Annotated in this window: 14 protein-coding genes and 1 pseudogene; 6 read left to right on the top strand and 9 right to left on the bottom strand. The window is 62.2% G+C overall.

The window, feature by feature from the left end; genetic code table 11:
- Positions 1 to 127 precede the first annotated feature (127 nt).
- Together AYK65_RS25820 and AYK65_RS25825 are read left to right on the top strand one after the other, a co-directional pair.
- A complete protein-coding gene (locus tag AYK65_RS25820) occupies positions 128 to 1,174 on the top strand; it encodes an SDR family oxidoreductase (protein WP_081161870.1) in 1,047 nt (348 codons plus the stop codon).
- The gene (locus AYK65_RS25825; RefSeq protein ID WP_081161871.1) at positions 1,171 to 2,340 is read left to right on the top strand and encodes a zinc-dependent alcohol dehydrogenase; all 1,170 of its coding nucleotides are present in this window, start codon (positions 1,171 to 1,173) and stop codon (positions 2,338 to 2,340) included. Before AYK65_RS25820 ends, AYK65_RS25825 begins: the two co-directional genes overlap by 4 nt.
- 30 nt (positions 2,341 to 2,370) lie before the next feature.
- On the opposite strand, the gene AYK65_RS25830 is transcribed toward AYK65_RS25825, so the two are convergent.
- The 4 genes from AYK65_RS25830 to AYK65_RS25845 form a co-directional block, all read right to left on the bottom strand.
- The gene (locus AYK65_RS25830) at positions 2,371 to 3,081 is read right to left on the bottom strand and encodes a metallophosphoesterase family protein (RefSeq protein ID WP_026616618.1); all 711 of its coding nucleotides are present in this window, start codon (positions 3,079 to 3,081) and stop codon (positions 2,371 to 2,373) included.
- Positions 3,082 to 3,085: 4 nt separating this feature from the next.
- Positions 3,086 to 3,901, bottom strand: coding sequence for a nucleotidyltransferase family protein (locus AYK65_RS25835; protein ID WP_026616619.1), 816 nt, complete (start codon positions 3,899 to 3,901; stop codon positions 3,086 to 3,088).
- 155 nt (positions 3,902 to 4,056) lie between these two features.
- Entirely contained in the window at positions 4,057 to 4,662 is a 606-nt protein-coding gene (locus AYK65_RS25840; RefSeq protein ID WP_026616620.1) for a general stress protein, read from the bottom strand.
- Between the two features lie 75 nt (positions 4,663 to 4,737).
- Positions 4,738 to 5,040: a PepSY domain-containing protein gene (locus AYK65_RS25845; RefSeq protein ID WP_026616621.1), complete on the bottom strand. Its 303-nt coding sequence runs from the start codon at positions 5,038 to 5,040 to the stop codon at positions 4,738 to 4,740.
- Between the two features lie 417 nt (positions 5,041 to 5,457).
- On the opposite strand from AYK65_RS25845, the gene AYK65_RS32630 reads away from it, so the two are divergent.
- Together AYK65_RS32630 and AYK65_RS25850 are read left to right on the top strand one after the other, a co-directional pair.
- Positions 5,458 to 5,628: a hypothetical protein gene (locus AYK65_RS32630; protein ID WP_172402072.1), complete on the top strand. Its 171-nt coding sequence runs from the start codon at positions 5,458 to 5,460 to the stop codon at positions 5,626 to 5,628.
- 205 nt (positions 5,629 to 5,833) lie between these two features.
- Positions 5,834 to 7,514, top strand: a pseudogene (locus tag AYK65_RS25850) (phospholipase D-like domain-containing protein).
- Here AYK65_RS25850 and AYK65_RS25855 read toward each other — a convergent pair.
- Positions 7,409 to 8,350 carry a lysylphosphatidylglycerol synthase domain-containing protein gene (locus AYK65_RS25855; protein WP_046117175.1) on the bottom strand — a complete coding sequence of 314 codons (942 nt, stop codon included), beginning with the start codon at positions 8,348 to 8,350 and terminating at the stop codon, positions 7,409 to 7,411. The pseudogene AYK65_RS25850 and the gene AYK65_RS25855 overlap by 106 nt on opposite strands.
- Before the next feature lie 84 nt (positions 8,351 to 8,434).
- On the opposite strand from AYK65_RS25855, the gene AYK65_RS25860 reads away from it, so the two are divergent.
- Together AYK65_RS25860 and AYK65_RS25865 are read left to right on the top strand one after the other, a co-directional pair.
- Positions 8,435 to 9,226: an endonuclease/exonuclease/phosphatase family protein gene (locus AYK65_RS25860; RefSeq protein WP_046117174.1), complete on the top strand. Its 792-nt coding sequence runs from the start codon at positions 8,435 to 8,437 to the stop codon at positions 9,224 to 9,226.
- Between the two features lie 118 nt (positions 9,227 to 9,344).
- Complete coding sequence (locus AYK65_RS25865; RefSeq protein ID WP_081161874.1) at positions 9,345 to 11,888, top strand: NAD-dependent epimerase/dehydratase family protein; 2,544 nt, start codon at positions 9,345 to 9,347, stop codon at positions 11,886 to 11,888.
- 355 nt (positions 11,889 to 12,243) lie between these two features.
- Here the strand turns inward: AYK65_RS25865 and AYK65_RS25870 are convergent, their stop codons facing one another.
- From AYK65_RS25870 to AYK65_RS25885, 4 genes are all read right to left on the bottom strand, one after another.
- Positions 12,244 to 12,816, bottom strand: a complete 573-nt coding sequence (locus AYK65_RS25870) for a TadE/TadG family type IV pilus assembly protein (protein ID WP_046117173.1) — start codon at positions 12,814 to 12,816, stop codon at positions 12,244 to 12,246.
- Positions 12,817 to 12,825: 9 nt separating this feature from the next.
- On the bottom strand, positions 12,826 to 13,356 hold the full coding sequence (locus AYK65_RS25875) for a TadE/TadG family type IV pilus assembly protein (protein ID WP_026616627.1): 531 nt from the start codon (positions 13,354 to 13,356) through the stop codon (positions 12,826 to 12,828).
- Positions 13,353 to 14,714 (bottom strand): TadE/TadG family type IV pilus assembly protein, encoded by a 1,362-nt coding sequence (locus tag AYK65_RS25880; protein WP_046117172.1) that lies wholly within the window; start codon positions 14,712 to 14,714, stop codon positions 13,353 to 13,355. The genes AYK65_RS25875 and AYK65_RS25880 overlap by 4 nt, the downstream gene beginning before the upstream one ends.
- Positions 14,715 to 14,882: 168 nt before the next feature.
- Entirely contained in the window at positions 14,883 to 15,881 is a 999-nt protein-coding gene (locus AYK65_RS25885) for a helix-turn-helix domain-containing protein (RefSeq protein ID WP_081161877.1), read from the bottom strand.
- Between the last annotated feature and the right edge of the window lie 83 nt (positions 15,882 to 15,964).

Below are 15,964 nucleotides of genomic sequence, written 5' to 3' on the forward strand. Positions count from 1 at the left end.
CCGCAGGGGTCCGGTTCCGAGCACATGGCGAAACAGCTCGGTTTTCAGGCCGTTGGTGCCGATGCGCGGCGGAACATATTCAGCCGCACGCGGTTCCGTCGGCACTTGCTCGAGACGGAGAAGCGCCATGTGGAAATCCCTGAAAGATCAAGTAGTCGTGATCACCGGTGCCTCGTCCGGTGTGGGGCAGGCATCCGCGGAAGAATTTGCCAAGCGAGAAGCAAAGCTCGTGCTGGCGGCGCGCGATGCGTCGGCGCTCCAGCTCGTCGCGAAGACGTGTCGCGAATTAGGGGCGGAGGTTCTGGTCGCTCCGACCGATGTGACCGATGCCGGCGCCGTCAAGAAGCTCGCAGAGAAGGCGATGAGCTTCGGCAAGATCGACATTTGGTTCAGCAATGTCGGTGTCGGAGCCGTGGGCCGTTTCGAGGAGACCCCGATCGAAGCCCACCAGCAGGTCATTCGCACGAACCTGATCGGCCATTTCAACGACGCACACGCGGTCATTCCGATTTTTCTGAGGCAGCGTCACGGCATCTTCATCAACATGATATCGCTTGGCGGCTTCGCAGCGACACCCTTCGCGGCAGCCTACGGGGCGAGCAAATTCGGTCTGAGAGGCTTTTCCGAAGCGCTGCGGGCGGAACTTGCCGGCGAACCCGATATCCATATCTGCGACGTCTATCCGACCTTCATGGACACGCCCGGCGTCGCGCATGGTGCGAACTACACCGGTCGCAAGCTCAGCGTCCCTCCGCCCGTCTATGATGCACGCCGTGCCGCACGCGCCATCGTCCGCCTCGCAGAGCATCCGCGCACGTCCATTACCGTCGGTGCGGTCGCCGACCTGGCACGGCTTGCGCATTTTCTCGCCCCGAATACGAGCTCGCGCCTCACCGCATACCTCACCTCACGTTATCTCAGGCAAGCGCCGCGTGTTGAAAGAAGCAACGGCAACCTGTTCAGGGCCCCGGCAATCCCCGGCGGTGTCGAGGGCGGTTGGCGTTCGGAGCGCAGGGTCCCGATCGCCGGCGTCGCGGCTGCAGTCGTCGTCGGACTGGCGCTTGCGGCGGTGGTCAGCGGCATGCCACGCGCATCCCATCGCCGAGGCTTTCTCCCGCTGCAGACGGCCGCCATGGGGCGCCGCCTGTTCAAAAGCGGAGGCTTCTTAAGATGAGGGCTCTGACCTGGCACGGCAAAGGCGACATCCGATGCGAAAGCGTTCCCGATCCGAAGATCGAGGACGAGCGCGATGTCATCGTCAAGGTGACGGCCTGCGCCATCTGCGGGTCGGACGTGCACATCTTCAACGGCCTCATACCGTCGATGGAGCATGGCGACGTGATCGGTCATGAGGCCATGGGCGAAGTCGTCGAGGTGGGCAAGGCGGCGAGCAAGCTGAAGGTCGGCGACCGCGTCGTGGTGCCTTTTACCATCTCGTGCGGCCAATGCTTCTTCTGCCAGCGAGGCTTCTATTCGGCGTGCGAACGCACCAACCCCGACCGTGAGAAGGCGAAGAAGTTGTGGGGCAACTCGCCGTCGGGTCTCTTCGGCTACTCTCATCTTCTCGGCGGATATCGCGGCGGCCAGGCGGAATATCTGCGTGTGCCCCATGCGGATGTAGGCCCGATCAAGATCCCGGACGAACTGACGGACGATCAGGTGCTCTTCCTCTCGGATATCTTCCCGACCGGATACATGGCGGCGGAATTCTGCGGCATCGAACCGGGCGACACGATCGCCATCTGGGGCTGCGGACCCGTCGGCCAGATGGCGATACGCTCTGCCGTCCTGCTCGGAGCGGAGCGGGTGATCGCCGTCGACACCGTGCCCGAACGGCTGCGGCTGGCGGAAGCCGCCGGGGCGGTGACGCTCGATTTCATGGAGGAGGATATCTACGACCGCATCATGGAATTGACCCATGGACGCGGGGCAGATGCCTGCATAGACGCGGTCGGGACGGAAGCCGATAGCCGGGCCAGTCTCGACTCTTTCGTCGATCGCGTGAAAGTCGCGACCTATCTTGGAACCGACCGCCCGCACGTGCTGCGGCAGGCAATCCATTGCTGCCGCAATTTCGGCACAGTCTCGATCGTCGGCGTCTATGGCGGATATCTCGACAAGATACCGTTCGGATCGGCGATCAATCGCGGGCTCACATTCCGCATGGCGCAGACGCCGGTGCAACGTTATCTGCCGTCGTTGCTCGACCGCATCTGCAGGGGCGAAATCGATCCGTCCTTCGTCATTACCCACCGGGGAACGCTCGAGGACGGCCCGGGCCTCTACAAGACGTTCAGCGAAAGGAAGGACGGCTGCGTCAAGGTGGTTTTGGCCCCTTGAGGGCACGGCGGAGGCGCCGCCTCTGCGGCGTCAGAATTCCAATATCGCGTAGGGACGGCCGGTCGGTTTCTCTACATGGGCGGCCACATTGAAGACGGGCGCGCCGCCTGGCGTCTTTCCCTTATACGTGCCCTTGTGGGCGTGGCCGTGCACGACCGCGCTGACCCGGAAGCGGTCGATGGTTTCCGCAAAGCGGGAGGAGCCGAGGAAGGGATAGATTTCTTCCGGCTCTCCCGCGACGGTCTCGGCGATCGGGGCATAATGGAGGACGACGACCGAGTGTTGTGCGCTGGTTTTCCGCAGGGCGTTTTCGAGACGCATCGCCTCGTCGACCGTTTCCGAAACCATCGCTTTCAGGGCGGCTTCACCGAAGGATCCGAGCATATGCCGTCCGAAACCGCCGACAAACCCCTTTGTACCGGCAAAGCCGACGCCGGCGATTTCCACCGCCTGCCCGTCGAGGAGATGGACACCCGCCTTCATCAGGATCGCCGAGATCTCCTCCACGGCGTTGCATTGGTGATCATGGTTTCCAAGAACCGCTACCACCGGAACAGTGCAGGATTTCAGATCAGCGGCCAGAAGCTCCGCTTCCGCCGGTTTGCCGAGGTCGGTCAAGTCGCCGGCTATCACGAGCACGTCCGCTACGCGCGAGATCTCGGTAAACAGTTCCGTATAGGAGGTCGACCGGTCCTCTTTCATATGGAGATCCGCGACCGCGGCCACCTTCGTCTTGCTCATGGAGCTACTCCTTGTTTCCTGTGGGCATTTCGACATCGCCGCCGACGTCGGCAAATCCCCATTCGGTGACGTCGATTTCGTAATCGCGTCGCGAGTACATTCGTCCGCGGCAGATCTTCGTCTGCGGCAGCGGCAGATCCCGCTGAGCGGCCACCCTGCCGAGGAGCTCATCCATGAGCCAACTCGGAACCCGGTCGCGTTCGGATGGGTAGATCCAGCGGAAATTGAGGAGATGGATCAGCAGCACCTCCCAGTGCGCTTCCATATATCCGAGCAGTCTGCGCCAGTCGATCTGATCATGGGTCTTGAGGATCATGTGCGCCACGTCGGCGCCGTCGTAGCGGTCACGAAGCTGGATGAAGGATTTCGACCAGACGAGCTCGGTCGGAGCGACGATAGGCACGGTGGCAGCGTTGATCTTGATCGGCAGGGCGTGTTCGAACCAGACGTCGTTGACCTGCATCGTGCCGTTGGGCGACGAGAAGATGACGTCGAAGAAGAGCTTGCCCTTGTAGACCTTCCCCAGCCACCGGTCGTCCTCGATCTCCACCGTGTAGCCGAGCGACTTGAAGTGATTGAGTATCCGTGTGTAGTCGCCCGCCTTGCAGAAGACGTCGAGGTCCTTCGTCAGCCGCGAGATGCCGGTGTAGGCGCTGACGGCGAAGGTACCGGCGACCAGAAACGGGATTTTCGACCTAACGAGCTCCGCTATGGCTGTCGCGACGAAGGCTTCGGCCTCCTCGTCGGCGAGCCGCGGCAGCGCCAGAGGAGGGCGCGCGCCGCGTGGCGACTTCTGCTGCGGGGGGCTTGCCGATGGCATGCTTTTCTCTCCTGCAAGGGAGGCCTACGACAACACGAAAGAACGCGTGTCGGTTCCGCGATATCGAAGCAGATGCGTCGGCGAGCTGATGAAAATATCGATGTTGGCGCAGCCGCGTCCGACCTTCGCCGGCTGCGCCTTCTGGGAGTGCCTCCCTATATCGACCTTGGGCGGAAGCGCTCCCGCTCCCGCTCCGCCTGGTCTCGAGTATAGGGCGCCGAAGCTTCGTCGAAACGCGTCCAGCCTTCTTCGACATAGGCGCGGCGGCGGACGGTTATATCGACGGCGCTGCGATTCCTCAGGATCGCGTCCGCCTCCGCGACCATCGCTTCCTCGACCCTGGCGACCACCAGCGTGCCGCCGCGGCGGACGCCCTCGGCATAAAGATGCGCGTCGTCTTCATCGATGCCGGATTCCGTCAACGAGCCGATAATGCCGCCTGCAGCGGCGCCGGCGATTGCTCCGGCAGCCGCCCCGACTGCGGTGGACGCCAGCCATCCCGCGGCGACGACAGGTCCTACTCCCGGAATAGCCATCAGGCCGAGACCCGTCAGCAGGCCGACCGCGCCGCCGCCTGCCGCACCGAGCCCCGCGCCCACACCCGCACCTTCGGCGGCGCCAGAACTTTCAACCGAATATCGATCGCCGGCATTGTTCGCGATGATGCTGATATCGCCTGACGGAATGCCGGCGGCCTCCAGATCGTTCACCGCCTGCCGGGCTTCGTAGTAGTCGTCGAAAAGTCCTGCCACGGTTTTCATTTTGTTCTCCTCTTCTGAAGCAGCGAGCGGCACGAAGCAATGTGATGCAGCCTCTGTTCGCCCGAGTCCCTTGATCTAGAGCGCAGTCACGTTGCCCTGATAATCGAGAGCGACGGTGACGGACTTTCCGTCCTTCATCGCGGTTGCCCGCCAGATCCCCTGATCGTCGAGCTTCAAGCCCGTGACGTCGGTATAGCCAGCCTCCTGGATCCGCTCCCTTGCCTGATCTTCCGTGAAACTGTTCTCGCCGGGGACTGGAGCCCCGGGGTTCTGCACGCCGGGCGTGTTGATGGCCGGTGTGCTTCCGGATGTCTGCCCGAAAGCCGGTACTGCGGCGGTGCTCAGCAGCACTGCAACGCCAAGAATCATGCTTTTCATGGCCTCTCCTCCTCCTCTCGGACGAGCCTGCTCGATCACGGGCCAAACCGGCCGATAAACGTTTGGTTCCGAGAGCATGCGACGCAGCAGAGGATGCAATCGCGAGGGCCAGAGGGCTTGCGCAACCCGAAGTCTCCGACGGTTGCGCTTGCCAGCATGAACCCGCCCTTTGATCTGCTTCCAGTTTCCTTCCACGCGGTCCCAATTCCTTGAAATTTCTCCTTTTATTAGATCATCCTGCTAGATAAATGCGTGGACCTCGTTTTGGTTCGGTTCGGTGGAGCCGATGCCAAGAAACGCTGGTCATCGCCGTGCAGGGCGAGCTTGCAAGGAACTTTCCAGGAACCAGCAGGTTGTAAAAGTGAGAGGCCGTACAGCGGCTGGTCTGCATAAGGGCACTTACAAGCGAGGCATTCGATGGAAGCGACACTGTTTATCGCGGTCCTGGCACTACCGCTCGACGCGGCACTCCTGCTCCTGTGGTTTGGGCCACTGTGGAGCGAGCAGGCGAGGCCCGGGAAATATCCGGCGATCTGGTCTGCGGGATCGACGCTCCTCGGGCGAGCGAACCCACGCGGCGCGCCATAGGCCGGCGTCGCCAAGACGTTCCGTGATCGCGCGCCGACACTCGAGGCCGGTGAACTGGGCGACCACGGGCGCGTCCGACAATGAAGGCGCCGAAGTCGTCGTCCAGCGGCAGCGCCTCAGGAAGAATTGGGCGTTGAAACGATGTGGCGAACTGCCTGGTCTCGATCACCTGTTCAGTAGGGCCGGCCGGCGGGCGATCCGGGATATGGATGCGTGTCGCCGCGTTGTCCGAGTAGCCGTCGCGGAACAAATCCCGGTTGAAATCGATTCATTTTTCAGTCGTTACGCACGGGATGCAAAGCTTGGCTTGGAAGAGTGTGTTTACCGGGATCCCGCCTCGCAGATGGCGTCGGGCGGGCCGACCGATCATCAAGGAAGCTGAGAATGTCTGGCGCAGGGCGCCCGCGCGGCGGCTGGCCTTTCTCATCGATGCGGCGGCCTATTATGCCTGTCTCGAGCACACCCTCGAACAGGCGGAAGAGCAGCTCTGGATCACCGGATGGGACTTCGACCCCCGCATCAAATTGCGACCGGACGATCCGCATTCCGAGGCGCTAGGCACCATGCTGGAGCGCCTGGCGGCGCAGAAGCCGAATCTGAAGATCCGCATTCTCGTATGGGCGATGGGGCCGATCTATTCGGGAAAGTCGCTGCGGCTGTTCCGCAAGCAGAAGTGGGCTGCCCACCGACAGATCGAACTTCGCTTCGCGAGCCATCGTGCGCTACGCGGTTCCCATCACCAGAAGCTCGTCTGCATCGACGACGGCATCGCTTTCGTCGGCGGCATCGATCTGACCGCGCGGCGCTGGGACACGCCGGACCACACAGCCGACAATGAGCTGCGGCGCGATCCGGACGGGAAGCCCTACGATCCGGTGCATGATATCCAGGTCGTGCTGGAGGGCGAGGCCAGCCGCGCCATAGGCGACCTTTGCCGCTCCCGCTGGAAGTCGTCGACGGGCGAGGAAATATCTGCCCCGCGCTTGAGGAAGGTCGCGTGGCCCGCCGATACGGAGCCGGTCCTGACGGATTGCCCGGTCGCGATCGCTCGCACGGAGCCGGCATCAGGCGGAAGAAGAGGACGCCAGGAGGCGCTGCGGCTGACGCTCGACGCTCTGCGCAGCGCCCGTCACCACATCTACATTGAGAACCAATATTTCGCCTCGCGAAAGATAGGCCAGCTCCTTTGCGAGCGCCTGCAGGAGCCGGACGGGCCCGAAGTGGCGGTCATCACCACCCGCAGCTCGCACGGCGTGCTGGAACGCGTCGTCATGGGCGGAAATCGCGACCGCCTCATCAGACGGCTGAAGCAGAACGACCGCTTCGGCAGGCTCAGGGTCGCTTATCCTGTCGTCCCCGCGGCCGACGGAGCTGAGCAGGAGGTGTTGATCCATTCCAAGGTGGTCGCGATCGACGACCGGTTTCTTCGCGTCGGTTCATCCAATCTCAACCACCGCTCGGAAGGCCTGGACACGGAATGCGACGTCGCCGTGGAAGCAGCGAGCGAGCCGCAACGTTCTGCTATCGCCAGAATTCGCAATGGGCTTTTGGCAGAACATCTCGGTGCCGATGTGAATGAGATCGAAAACACCTTGAGGCAGACGAGCTCTCTTGTCACCACCATCGACAAGCTGAACACGCGTCGACGCGGTTTACGCGCCTTCGACGGCGTCGACGGCGGCGGGGCCACGAGCCTCGTCTGGGGGACGGATATCGTCGATCCACGCAGGCCGATCAGGCCGTTCTACCGCCTGCATAAACTGCTGAGGCGCTGGGGCGGTCAGGTCTTCGCCTTGCTCGCCAGGCTTCTTCCATCGTTCCGACGCACGACAAACTCAGCGACCGAAAGCGAAATCAAACCAAGCGGCAGCGGCAGGAAGAAGTAGATTGCCCGAAAGGTGATCAGCGCGCCGATGCTTGCCGAGTCGCCGAGCAGAAACGCGACCGCCGCTTCGAGCACGCCGATGCCGCCGGGGACATGGCTGATGATGGCAGTCACGCTCGCGCCGACATAGGCCGTTGCCGTATCGAGAAAACTCAAGCTTCCGAAGGCGAGCAGCAACTGATGCAGACATGCGCTGACGCAGAGGAAATTGGCGGTGCCGACGATCACCTGGCCGGCTGCGATCCGCAGCGACGGCAATTCGAACCTCCAGCGGAAGACGCGCAGCGACCCTCGGACAAAGTGCGCAAGCAGCACATAGCCGATAGAAGCCGTCAGGCAGGCCGTGCCAAGAAGGAGCGCGCCGGTCTCGGAAAGTCCGCTGATCCGGGCAACACCCGCCGGCATGACCAGGGTGCAGAGGCCCGCCAATGTGGCAAGGCCGAGTCCGACGGTGATGCCGCAGAAGAGGATGACCTTCGCGACCTCTTCGACACTCAGCCCCCAGCGCGAATAGAACCGGTACCGGATGGCGCCGCTGCTCAAGGCCGCCCCGCCGACATTATGGCCGATCGAAAGGCTGGTGAAGGAGGCGAGGGCAATCCGCGGATAGGCGAGGTCCTGCCCGACATAGCGCAGCGCAAGCGTGTCGAACAGCGTCAGACAGAAATAGGAAAGGAAGACGAAGCCGATGGCCGCGAGCAGATGCCCGGCCGGAATCTGCCCGACCGAGCTCGCGATTTCATGAAATGTGTATTGGCTAAGGGCACGGTAAATCAACCAGCCTGCGACGCCGAGGGCGGCAAGTAGGAAGAGTCTGGCAACGAGTTTTCTGGACATCGGCCATGTTCCTGTGCGCGGGCTACCGGAACGAAAAGGAGGTTCCGCGTGTTCCCGAACGCAAGATCAGTCCGAAACACGATCATGCAGCGGCGGATACGTTTCCTCACCTATAACGTCCACAGTTGCTTCGGTACCGACCGAAAGCTCGATCCTGCCCGCATCGCGGCCGTCATCAACGAATGCCGGCCCGACATCATCGCCCTCCAGGAGGTCGATGTCGGTCGCGTGCGCAGCGGCGGAATGGACCAGGCCCATATGATCGCAACGCATCTCAGGATGGAAGCGCAATTTCATCCGGCTCTTCATCTGGAGGATGAGAAATACGGAGATGCGGTGGTCACGGCCCTGCCGATGCGCTTGGTCAAGGCCGCCGTTCTGCCGTCCCTAGGGGAGCCGAGAGGAGCGCTCTGGGTGGAGATCGACCTCACCGTCGTAAAGCTGCAGGTCATCGTTACGCATCTCGGACTCCGCGGCTCTGACCGCGCACGGCAGGCAGCGGTCCTCTTGGGCCCCGGCTGGCTCGGCGGGATAGCGCAAGGCGAGCCCGTGGTCCTTGCGGGCGACCTCAACGCGATCGCGCGTTCGGCGGCCTACAAACTCGTGGCGAGACAGCTCAAGGATGCGCAGTTCGAGGTCAATGCAAAGCCGCGGCCGACCTTTCCCTCTCGATTGCCCCTCCTGCGGCTCGACCACGTCTTCATCGGCGAGGGGATAAAGGTTGAGCGATGCGAGGTGCATAGCAGCGCCTTGGCGCGGGTTGCCTCCGATCATCTCCCGATCGTCGCCGACCTCGTGCTCGAGCCGCTGGAGGCGCGACGTGCCGACTCGCAGCCGGCTTATGGCGGGAATGGCAAGAAGATAGCAGAAGGCTGACCGCGACGGCGGCAGCCCAGGCTCATGTCGGCGGCGGGCGCAGCCTTCGCGTGCATCAGATGAGGCGAATTCGGAACCTTCCTCTCCTAAGGGGCGTTGCGAGGGCAAAGGTTTCGAGATGCCCGAAGAGACAAATCGTCCGACCATCCTCATGACCGGCGCGAGCGGCTTTCTTGGACAGGCCATCGCGCGCCGCCTGCGCGACCGCTACCGTTTGATCGGACTTGATATCGCCGCTCCCAAGAAGCCGCTCGAGGGCTTCGAGACAATCGAGACCGATCTGACCTCCGACGACAGCGTCAGGGAAGCCGTGGAGGCGACGCGCAAGCGCAGCGGCGGACGTCTGGCTTCAGTCATCCATCTCGCTGCCTACTATGACACCACCGGCAAACCCAACCCGAAATACGATGCCGTCAACGTTCAGGGAACGCGACGGCTGCTTGCAGCGCTGCAAGGCATCGAGACGGAGCAGTTCATCTACTCCAGCACGCTGCTCGTGCACGCTCCAAGCCCTGCCAAAGGCAGGCGGATCACCGAGGAGTCGCCCCTGGATCCCGCCTGGATCTACCCGCAGTCGAAGGCCGAGACCGAAGCGCTGATCGCGAAAGAGCGAGGCGGCATCAAGACGGTCGTCCTGCGGCTCGCCGGCGTCTACGATGAGGACTGCCGCGCCGCTTTCATCGCCCAGCAAATCGCGCGCATCTTCGAGCGGCTCCCGACAGCCTATCTCTTCAGCGGCGATCTCGATGCCGGGCAGCCTTATTTGCACAAGGACGACCTGGTTGAAGCCTTTGTGCGCACCGTCGAACGCCGCGCCGACCTGCCGGAGGAATGCGTTCTGTTGATCGGAGAGGAAGAGACGCTCTCCTATGGCGAGCTGCAGAAACGCTTTGGGCGGCTGATCCACGATGAGGACTGGCGCACGCTCGTCCTGCCGAAGGGCCTCGCCAAACCGGGCGCCTGGCTGCAAACGGAGGTGCTCGACCAGGACTCCAACATCCAGCCTTGGATGATCGAGAGCTCGGACGATCATTACGAGATCGACATTTCCCGTGCCCGTACCCTCCTAGGCTGGGAGCCGCAACACAGCCTGAGCGCCACCTTGCCGGAAATGGTCCGGCGGCTGAAGCAAGACCCGACCGATTGGTACGCGAGGAACAAGCTCGAACCCTCCGCGGTCGCAGCCTCGAAGCCTGAGATCGAGCAGGCCGAGGAAAGGCTGGCGCGGCCGCTGGAGCGCAGCGGCAAGGAGGTCGAGGCCGCCGTGAAGCAGCATCGGCTGCGAACGCTCTGGGCGCCTCTGTCGAATGTCGCGCTGGCGTTGTGGCTGGTCACCTCACCGATGACGCTCGGCCTGTTCGATCCCGTCGCGGCCCCGCTGCCTCCGGCTCTCGGACACGAAATCGCCGAGGCCGCCCTGCGCAATACGCGTCTCGGGATCAGCGAAATCCTCTCCGGGCTCATCGTGGCGGCTTTCGCGCTTCTTGGAATGTATCGCCGCTGGTTGTGGGTACAATGGATCACCGCGGCTCTCGGCGTCTGGATCATGTTCGCTCCACTCGTCTTCTGGACGACGAGCGCGGCGGCTTACGCGACGGACACGCTCGCGGGCATGCTGATCGTCGCCTTCGCGGTGATGATTGCGCCGACACCGGGGATCAGCACGCGGGCGCTCGCGGCGGACGACGACCGCCCGCTCGGCTGGACCTATTCGCCGTCCTCCTTCACCCAACGCATTCCGATCGTCGCGCTCGCCTTCGTCGGGCTATTCGTCTCGCGCTATCTCGCCGCCTATCAGATGGGCCATATAGACGGTCTTTGGGATCCGTTCTTCGGGCCGGGCACGGCTCCGGTCCGCAACGGCAGCGAGGCCGTCGTGACGTCTTGGTTGTCGAAGGGTTTTCCGATTGCCGATGCCGGTCTCGGCGCTTTGACCTACGCGCTCGACATTCTCGCGGGCGCAATCGGAGACCGCAGGCGTTGGCGCACCATGCCGTGGATGGTGCTGCTGTTCGGCCTGTTGATCGTTCCGCTTGGGGCGGTCAGCGTTACCTTCATCATCGTTCAGCCGCCCCTTTTCGGCACGCTTTGCACGCTCTGCTTGATTCAGGCCGCCGTCACGGTCGTGCTCATTCCCTATTCGATCGACGAGGTTATCGCGACCATCCAGTATCTATGGCAGGCAAAAGGGGCCGGCGAACCGTTCTGGCGCACATTCTGGATGGGCGGTCCGGCGCTGTCGGAGAACCAGACGCCCGGACCCGACCTTGATCGCGCCGCGTCCAAACTGCTGAAGGAATTTATCGTGGGCGGTGTCAATTTTCCGTGGACGCTGGTGACGAGCGTGCTGCTCGGAACGGTGCTGATGGTGACGCCGCTGATCTTCGGCAGCGCGCCGCCGCTCTATCACAGCGACCATATCGTCGGCTGTGTCGTCATCCTGGTCGCAGTGACGGCGATGGCGGAGGTCGTGCGCCCGGTCCGCTTCCTCAATGTGGCGCTCGGTGCCTGGATCGCAGCCTCGCCGTTCCTGCTTTCCGGCGGCGGAACGGCCAGCGCGGTCGCGAACGTGATCATCGGGCTGGCGCTGATCGCCCTCAGCCTGCCGCGCGGCAAGCGCAGCGATGAGCACTACGGTAGCTGGGACCGGGCGATCGTCTGAACGGCGCGAGTGGCGCTCCTATCGGGATGACTGCTTTTCATTTGCGGCGGGAGCCGCGGCGTCGGCGCACGTCCATCGAAGGGGAGGTGCGCGTGCCAGCGGCGACCTAGACCGCTGGCACGGTACCTCGGGGCTTCATGCCCCAAGGCCGCCTGCACCCACAAGCCGACTGTAAGCTACATCCCGTGAGTTACGCTATCGTCCGGGAAGCAGGTCGTATCCGCGATGCGAAATTCCTATGCGCTTAGCGCATAATTGGGAAGAACGGGCCGCGGCTCCCTGTAGTTCTCTTCCTCCCCGGATGTTTCGGCCGGCGAGACAGGGTATTCACGGTTGAATTGATAACTCTCCGCAATCAGTTGAAGCTGATCGTACTGCCGTTGCGCGGCCGAATGAAGAAATGCTGATCAAATTCATAGGCGCCGCCGCCGGTGAAGCTTTCGAACAGGCTGGAGAAGATCGTGTCCAACCTGTATTGAACACGGGTGACGACCATCTGGACGTTTTCCTCCTGCAGTTCATCCGGGATTTCGACAGGCGAAACTTGTCCGGCGGCGATCTTGGCGGTGCCATAGGCGGCAGACCAGGCCACGGTCTCCTTGCCCTTCTTGTCGATGTCGACCACGCACAACAGCACCTTGAGCTCGCTCGAATCATAGGGGTCGAGAATCGATCTGACTCCCGCCAGGATGCTGGCGGCGCTTGCATCGCTCCAATTGCCCTGCATGGCGATGATCTCGCTGGTCGTCGATGCGATCTGGTTGATTTTGCGTCGAACCGTCAGGCCTTGGCCGAGGTCGACCAGACCGGCAAGCAAGAGCAGCATCAGCGGCAGCAGGAAGGCGAATTCGATCGCGGACGCGCCGTCTCGGCTCTTGCCGAAATGCCGCAGCGTGGCACCGATGCGTTCTGCCAGGAATGAAATCATGCGGCTTTCTCAGAACGGTTCGTTGCGGAACAAGACGGAAGCGCCGAGCAGGTAACTGCCATCGGCGAGGGTGTGGCTCGAGAGCGAATAGAGGCTGACGATCGGCGACCAGGGCAGGAAGGCCTGGACCATCACGTAATCACTGCCCTTGCCCATGTCGAAGTTCTCGGTGATCGAAACGGTGCCGCTATTGCCGATGGCCTTCATGGCACCGGAGGAGGAGGCATCGGTCAGCGTGTCGACCGCGACGAGCAGATTGTCGGAGCAGTTGAGAACGTAGAGGAGATTGCCGCAGATCTCCGCCTTGAACGAGGCCAGTGCCATATTGGTCTTGGCCACTTGGCCCGTCCTGATGAGGCGCGCGGCCTTGTGGACCGAAGCATCGAGCGCGGAATCGATGAAGAACATCGCTCCGAGCTCCAGGATGCCGAAGATCAGGACGAATGTCGGCAGAGCGAGCAGCGCGAATTCGATCGCCGCAACACCTGCCCTGTCGCGCAGCAGGCGGCCGAGGAGCCTCTTCGTCGATTGCCGCCTCATTGGGTGAGCCGCACGGAAGTCAGATACTGATTGAAAAGGGTGGAAAGCCCTTCAGTGATTTCGTCCTCGGAGGCGGCCGAGATGAAGAGGTCGGACGAGGAAGCACAGTCCTGCAGCGCGATCGGAATATAGTCGTGCCTGGTGGTTTGGCCGCTGACGCCGCTATGCAGCGTGCCGCCCCAGGTGGACGTCCACTTGCTGGTCGCCATCGACTTCGCCAGTGTTTCTCTGTATCCCCAGTCGTGCGGAATGGCGAGGTACTCCGTATAAAGCACGGCCATAGTCGCCTTCTCATCCTTGAGATAGTCGCACCAGTCCGGATTGAGCGGCGTAACCCGGTCCCAATGTCTGCCGCTGTCCTTGATGACCCAGTTGCGGTGGGACTGGACGCCATCCGTGAGCAAAAGCACGAGCTTGAGCGGCGAGCCGGCGGACGTGCCGTCGCCGGCCTTCCCGACCTTTTTCTTCAGTCCCTTCAGCGCAATGTGGAAATATGTGGCTTCGGTTGAGGTCTCGCTTGTCAATCCGCTCTCGTCTTCGGACAACTTCTTCCGTGCGGTGCTTGTGGAATAGGTCGGAGCCAGAACTTCAGATATGCTTTCGCCAAGGCTGTAAAGGCCGACCTTGATCCGCGAATGGTCCGTGTCGGCCGCGTCGACCATATCGAGGACATCTTCCACCGCGTCGAGAGCAACGTCCGATCGCAGTTTCACGCCGAGATTTTTGATGTAGTCGTAATAGGTGGACGCCAGGATAGCGCCAGTTTTGTCTTTCCTGACAGGATCATCGATGCTGTGGCAGGCGAATTCGCATCGTATGTTTCGGTCCGCGCGCAGCATCGCTTGGCCGTCGCTGGTCGCGGCGAGCAGCATAGAGGGTGATTTGTCGAGGACGATGTAGACATTGAGATGGGAGGTCGCCGGTCCCTCGATGGCGCTGACGACGCCGACAGGCACCGTCTTGATGTCGGCCAGCATCATCAACGTCGTCGGCACCGTGCCGCTCGCCGAGGCCCGAATCGTGTGCCCGCTCTTGTCCACCGTGATGTCCGTCAGGTCGTAGCTCGAATCAAGACGGTCTGCCTGCGCGTCGAACCACTCCTTGATCTTCTTGGCGAGCTTGTCCTCGTCCTGATCGTCGATCTGCTTGATGGCAGCGACAAGGGCCGCGTCCAGGTCCGACTGCATCTTGCTCTGGACATTGTAGGCGCGGGCGTAGTCCAGCCCAGCGCCGACGGCAAGGATCATGGGCACGATCGAGAGCGCGACCGTGATCGCGACGTTGCCGCGGCGATCGGCGGCAATGGCCGCCAAGCGTGTGGCGATTTCCCGCCAGACGCGGCCGAAATTGAGATGCATCTTGTGCCAACCAAATCAGTTCTTTTGCGAACCAATGGTTTCTCGGCAAAACATTATCCATGCGTAAATTAGGAACGGATTTCGTTAGCCGATTGGCGCATCGCTATCCACTCAACGCAGCAATGCACAAGGCAGCCCGATTCATCGCGTCTCGTCGGGCGATCTTTTCTACGTGGCGGCGGTCTGTCGCTTGTTGCGAAGCCTGGCGGTCTCCGAGGGCGACTGGCCAAAGGCATCGTGGTAGACCGCCGAAAACCGGCCCATATGCGTGAAGCCCCAGGCGCGTGCCGCTTGAGCGATCGAGAGTTCGTTGGTCTCGTCGGCGAGCGTGCGGCGCACGCCCTCGAGCCGCATCTGCCTTAGAAAGCTCAAGGGCGTGGTGTCCTTGAACTGCTGGAAGGCCGTTTGCAGCGCGCGCACGCTTGTGCCGGCTTCCCGGGCGATCTCGGCAACGGTCATCGGCTGCGAGATGTTGGCGACCATATACTCGATCGCCCTTTTGAGATTTCGCGGCATCGCCGGAGAGGCTGGCCGTTTCAACCGCTCGCTATAGTTATGCGGCACGGCTTCCAGGATCATGGCCATGGCTGCCCGGAAAAGGTGATCGGCAGCGATCGCCGAAACGCGATTGTCGCTCTCGACGTCGAAGCAATCCCAAAGCAGATGTCCGAGAGCCGCCAATCGGGACCCGGCAACCGATGCCGTCTCCAGAGCCGCGGAAAGCTCGATATTGTGGAGGACGGGTGCATCGAGCATTTCACTCAGTTGGGACACCATGGCCGACCTTTCGAAGGCAACGCCGATATGGCCGCGATTTTCGTGGAGCGTCAGCTTGTCGAACTGCGACATGTTGACGATCAGCGCCGTGCCCGGATCCGAGGTGAGGCGACTCCGGCCGATATCGATCTCCATCGCGTTCGAAAGGGGGAGATAGAGCACAAAGACGTCGGATGGTTGCGAGAACGTTACCTTCATTCCCGAATGGCACTTGCCTGCCCAGATGCTGAAGGGCCCGAGCGAAAAATGCCGGTCCTCGACAAGAATGCGGCCGCCGCGCGTGAACGGTTCGACCTTTGCCGGCGACAGCGTCTTTGCATAATGTTCCGACATCTCGTCGGCATCGGCTTTTACGATCCGGAATGCGCGGCGCCGAGCGAAGTGCGTCATGCCGGTTCCGAAAAGAAAAGAGGCGCTCTCAAAAGCATCGCTTTGAAGGGCAAGCCCGCCGATAGCGTGATCACATTCATGCC

This window comes from Ensifer aridi (assembly GCF_002078505.1).
GTDB lineage: Bacteria > Pseudomonadota > Alphaproteobacteria > Rhizobiales > Rhizobiaceae > Sinorhizobium > Sinorhizobium aridi.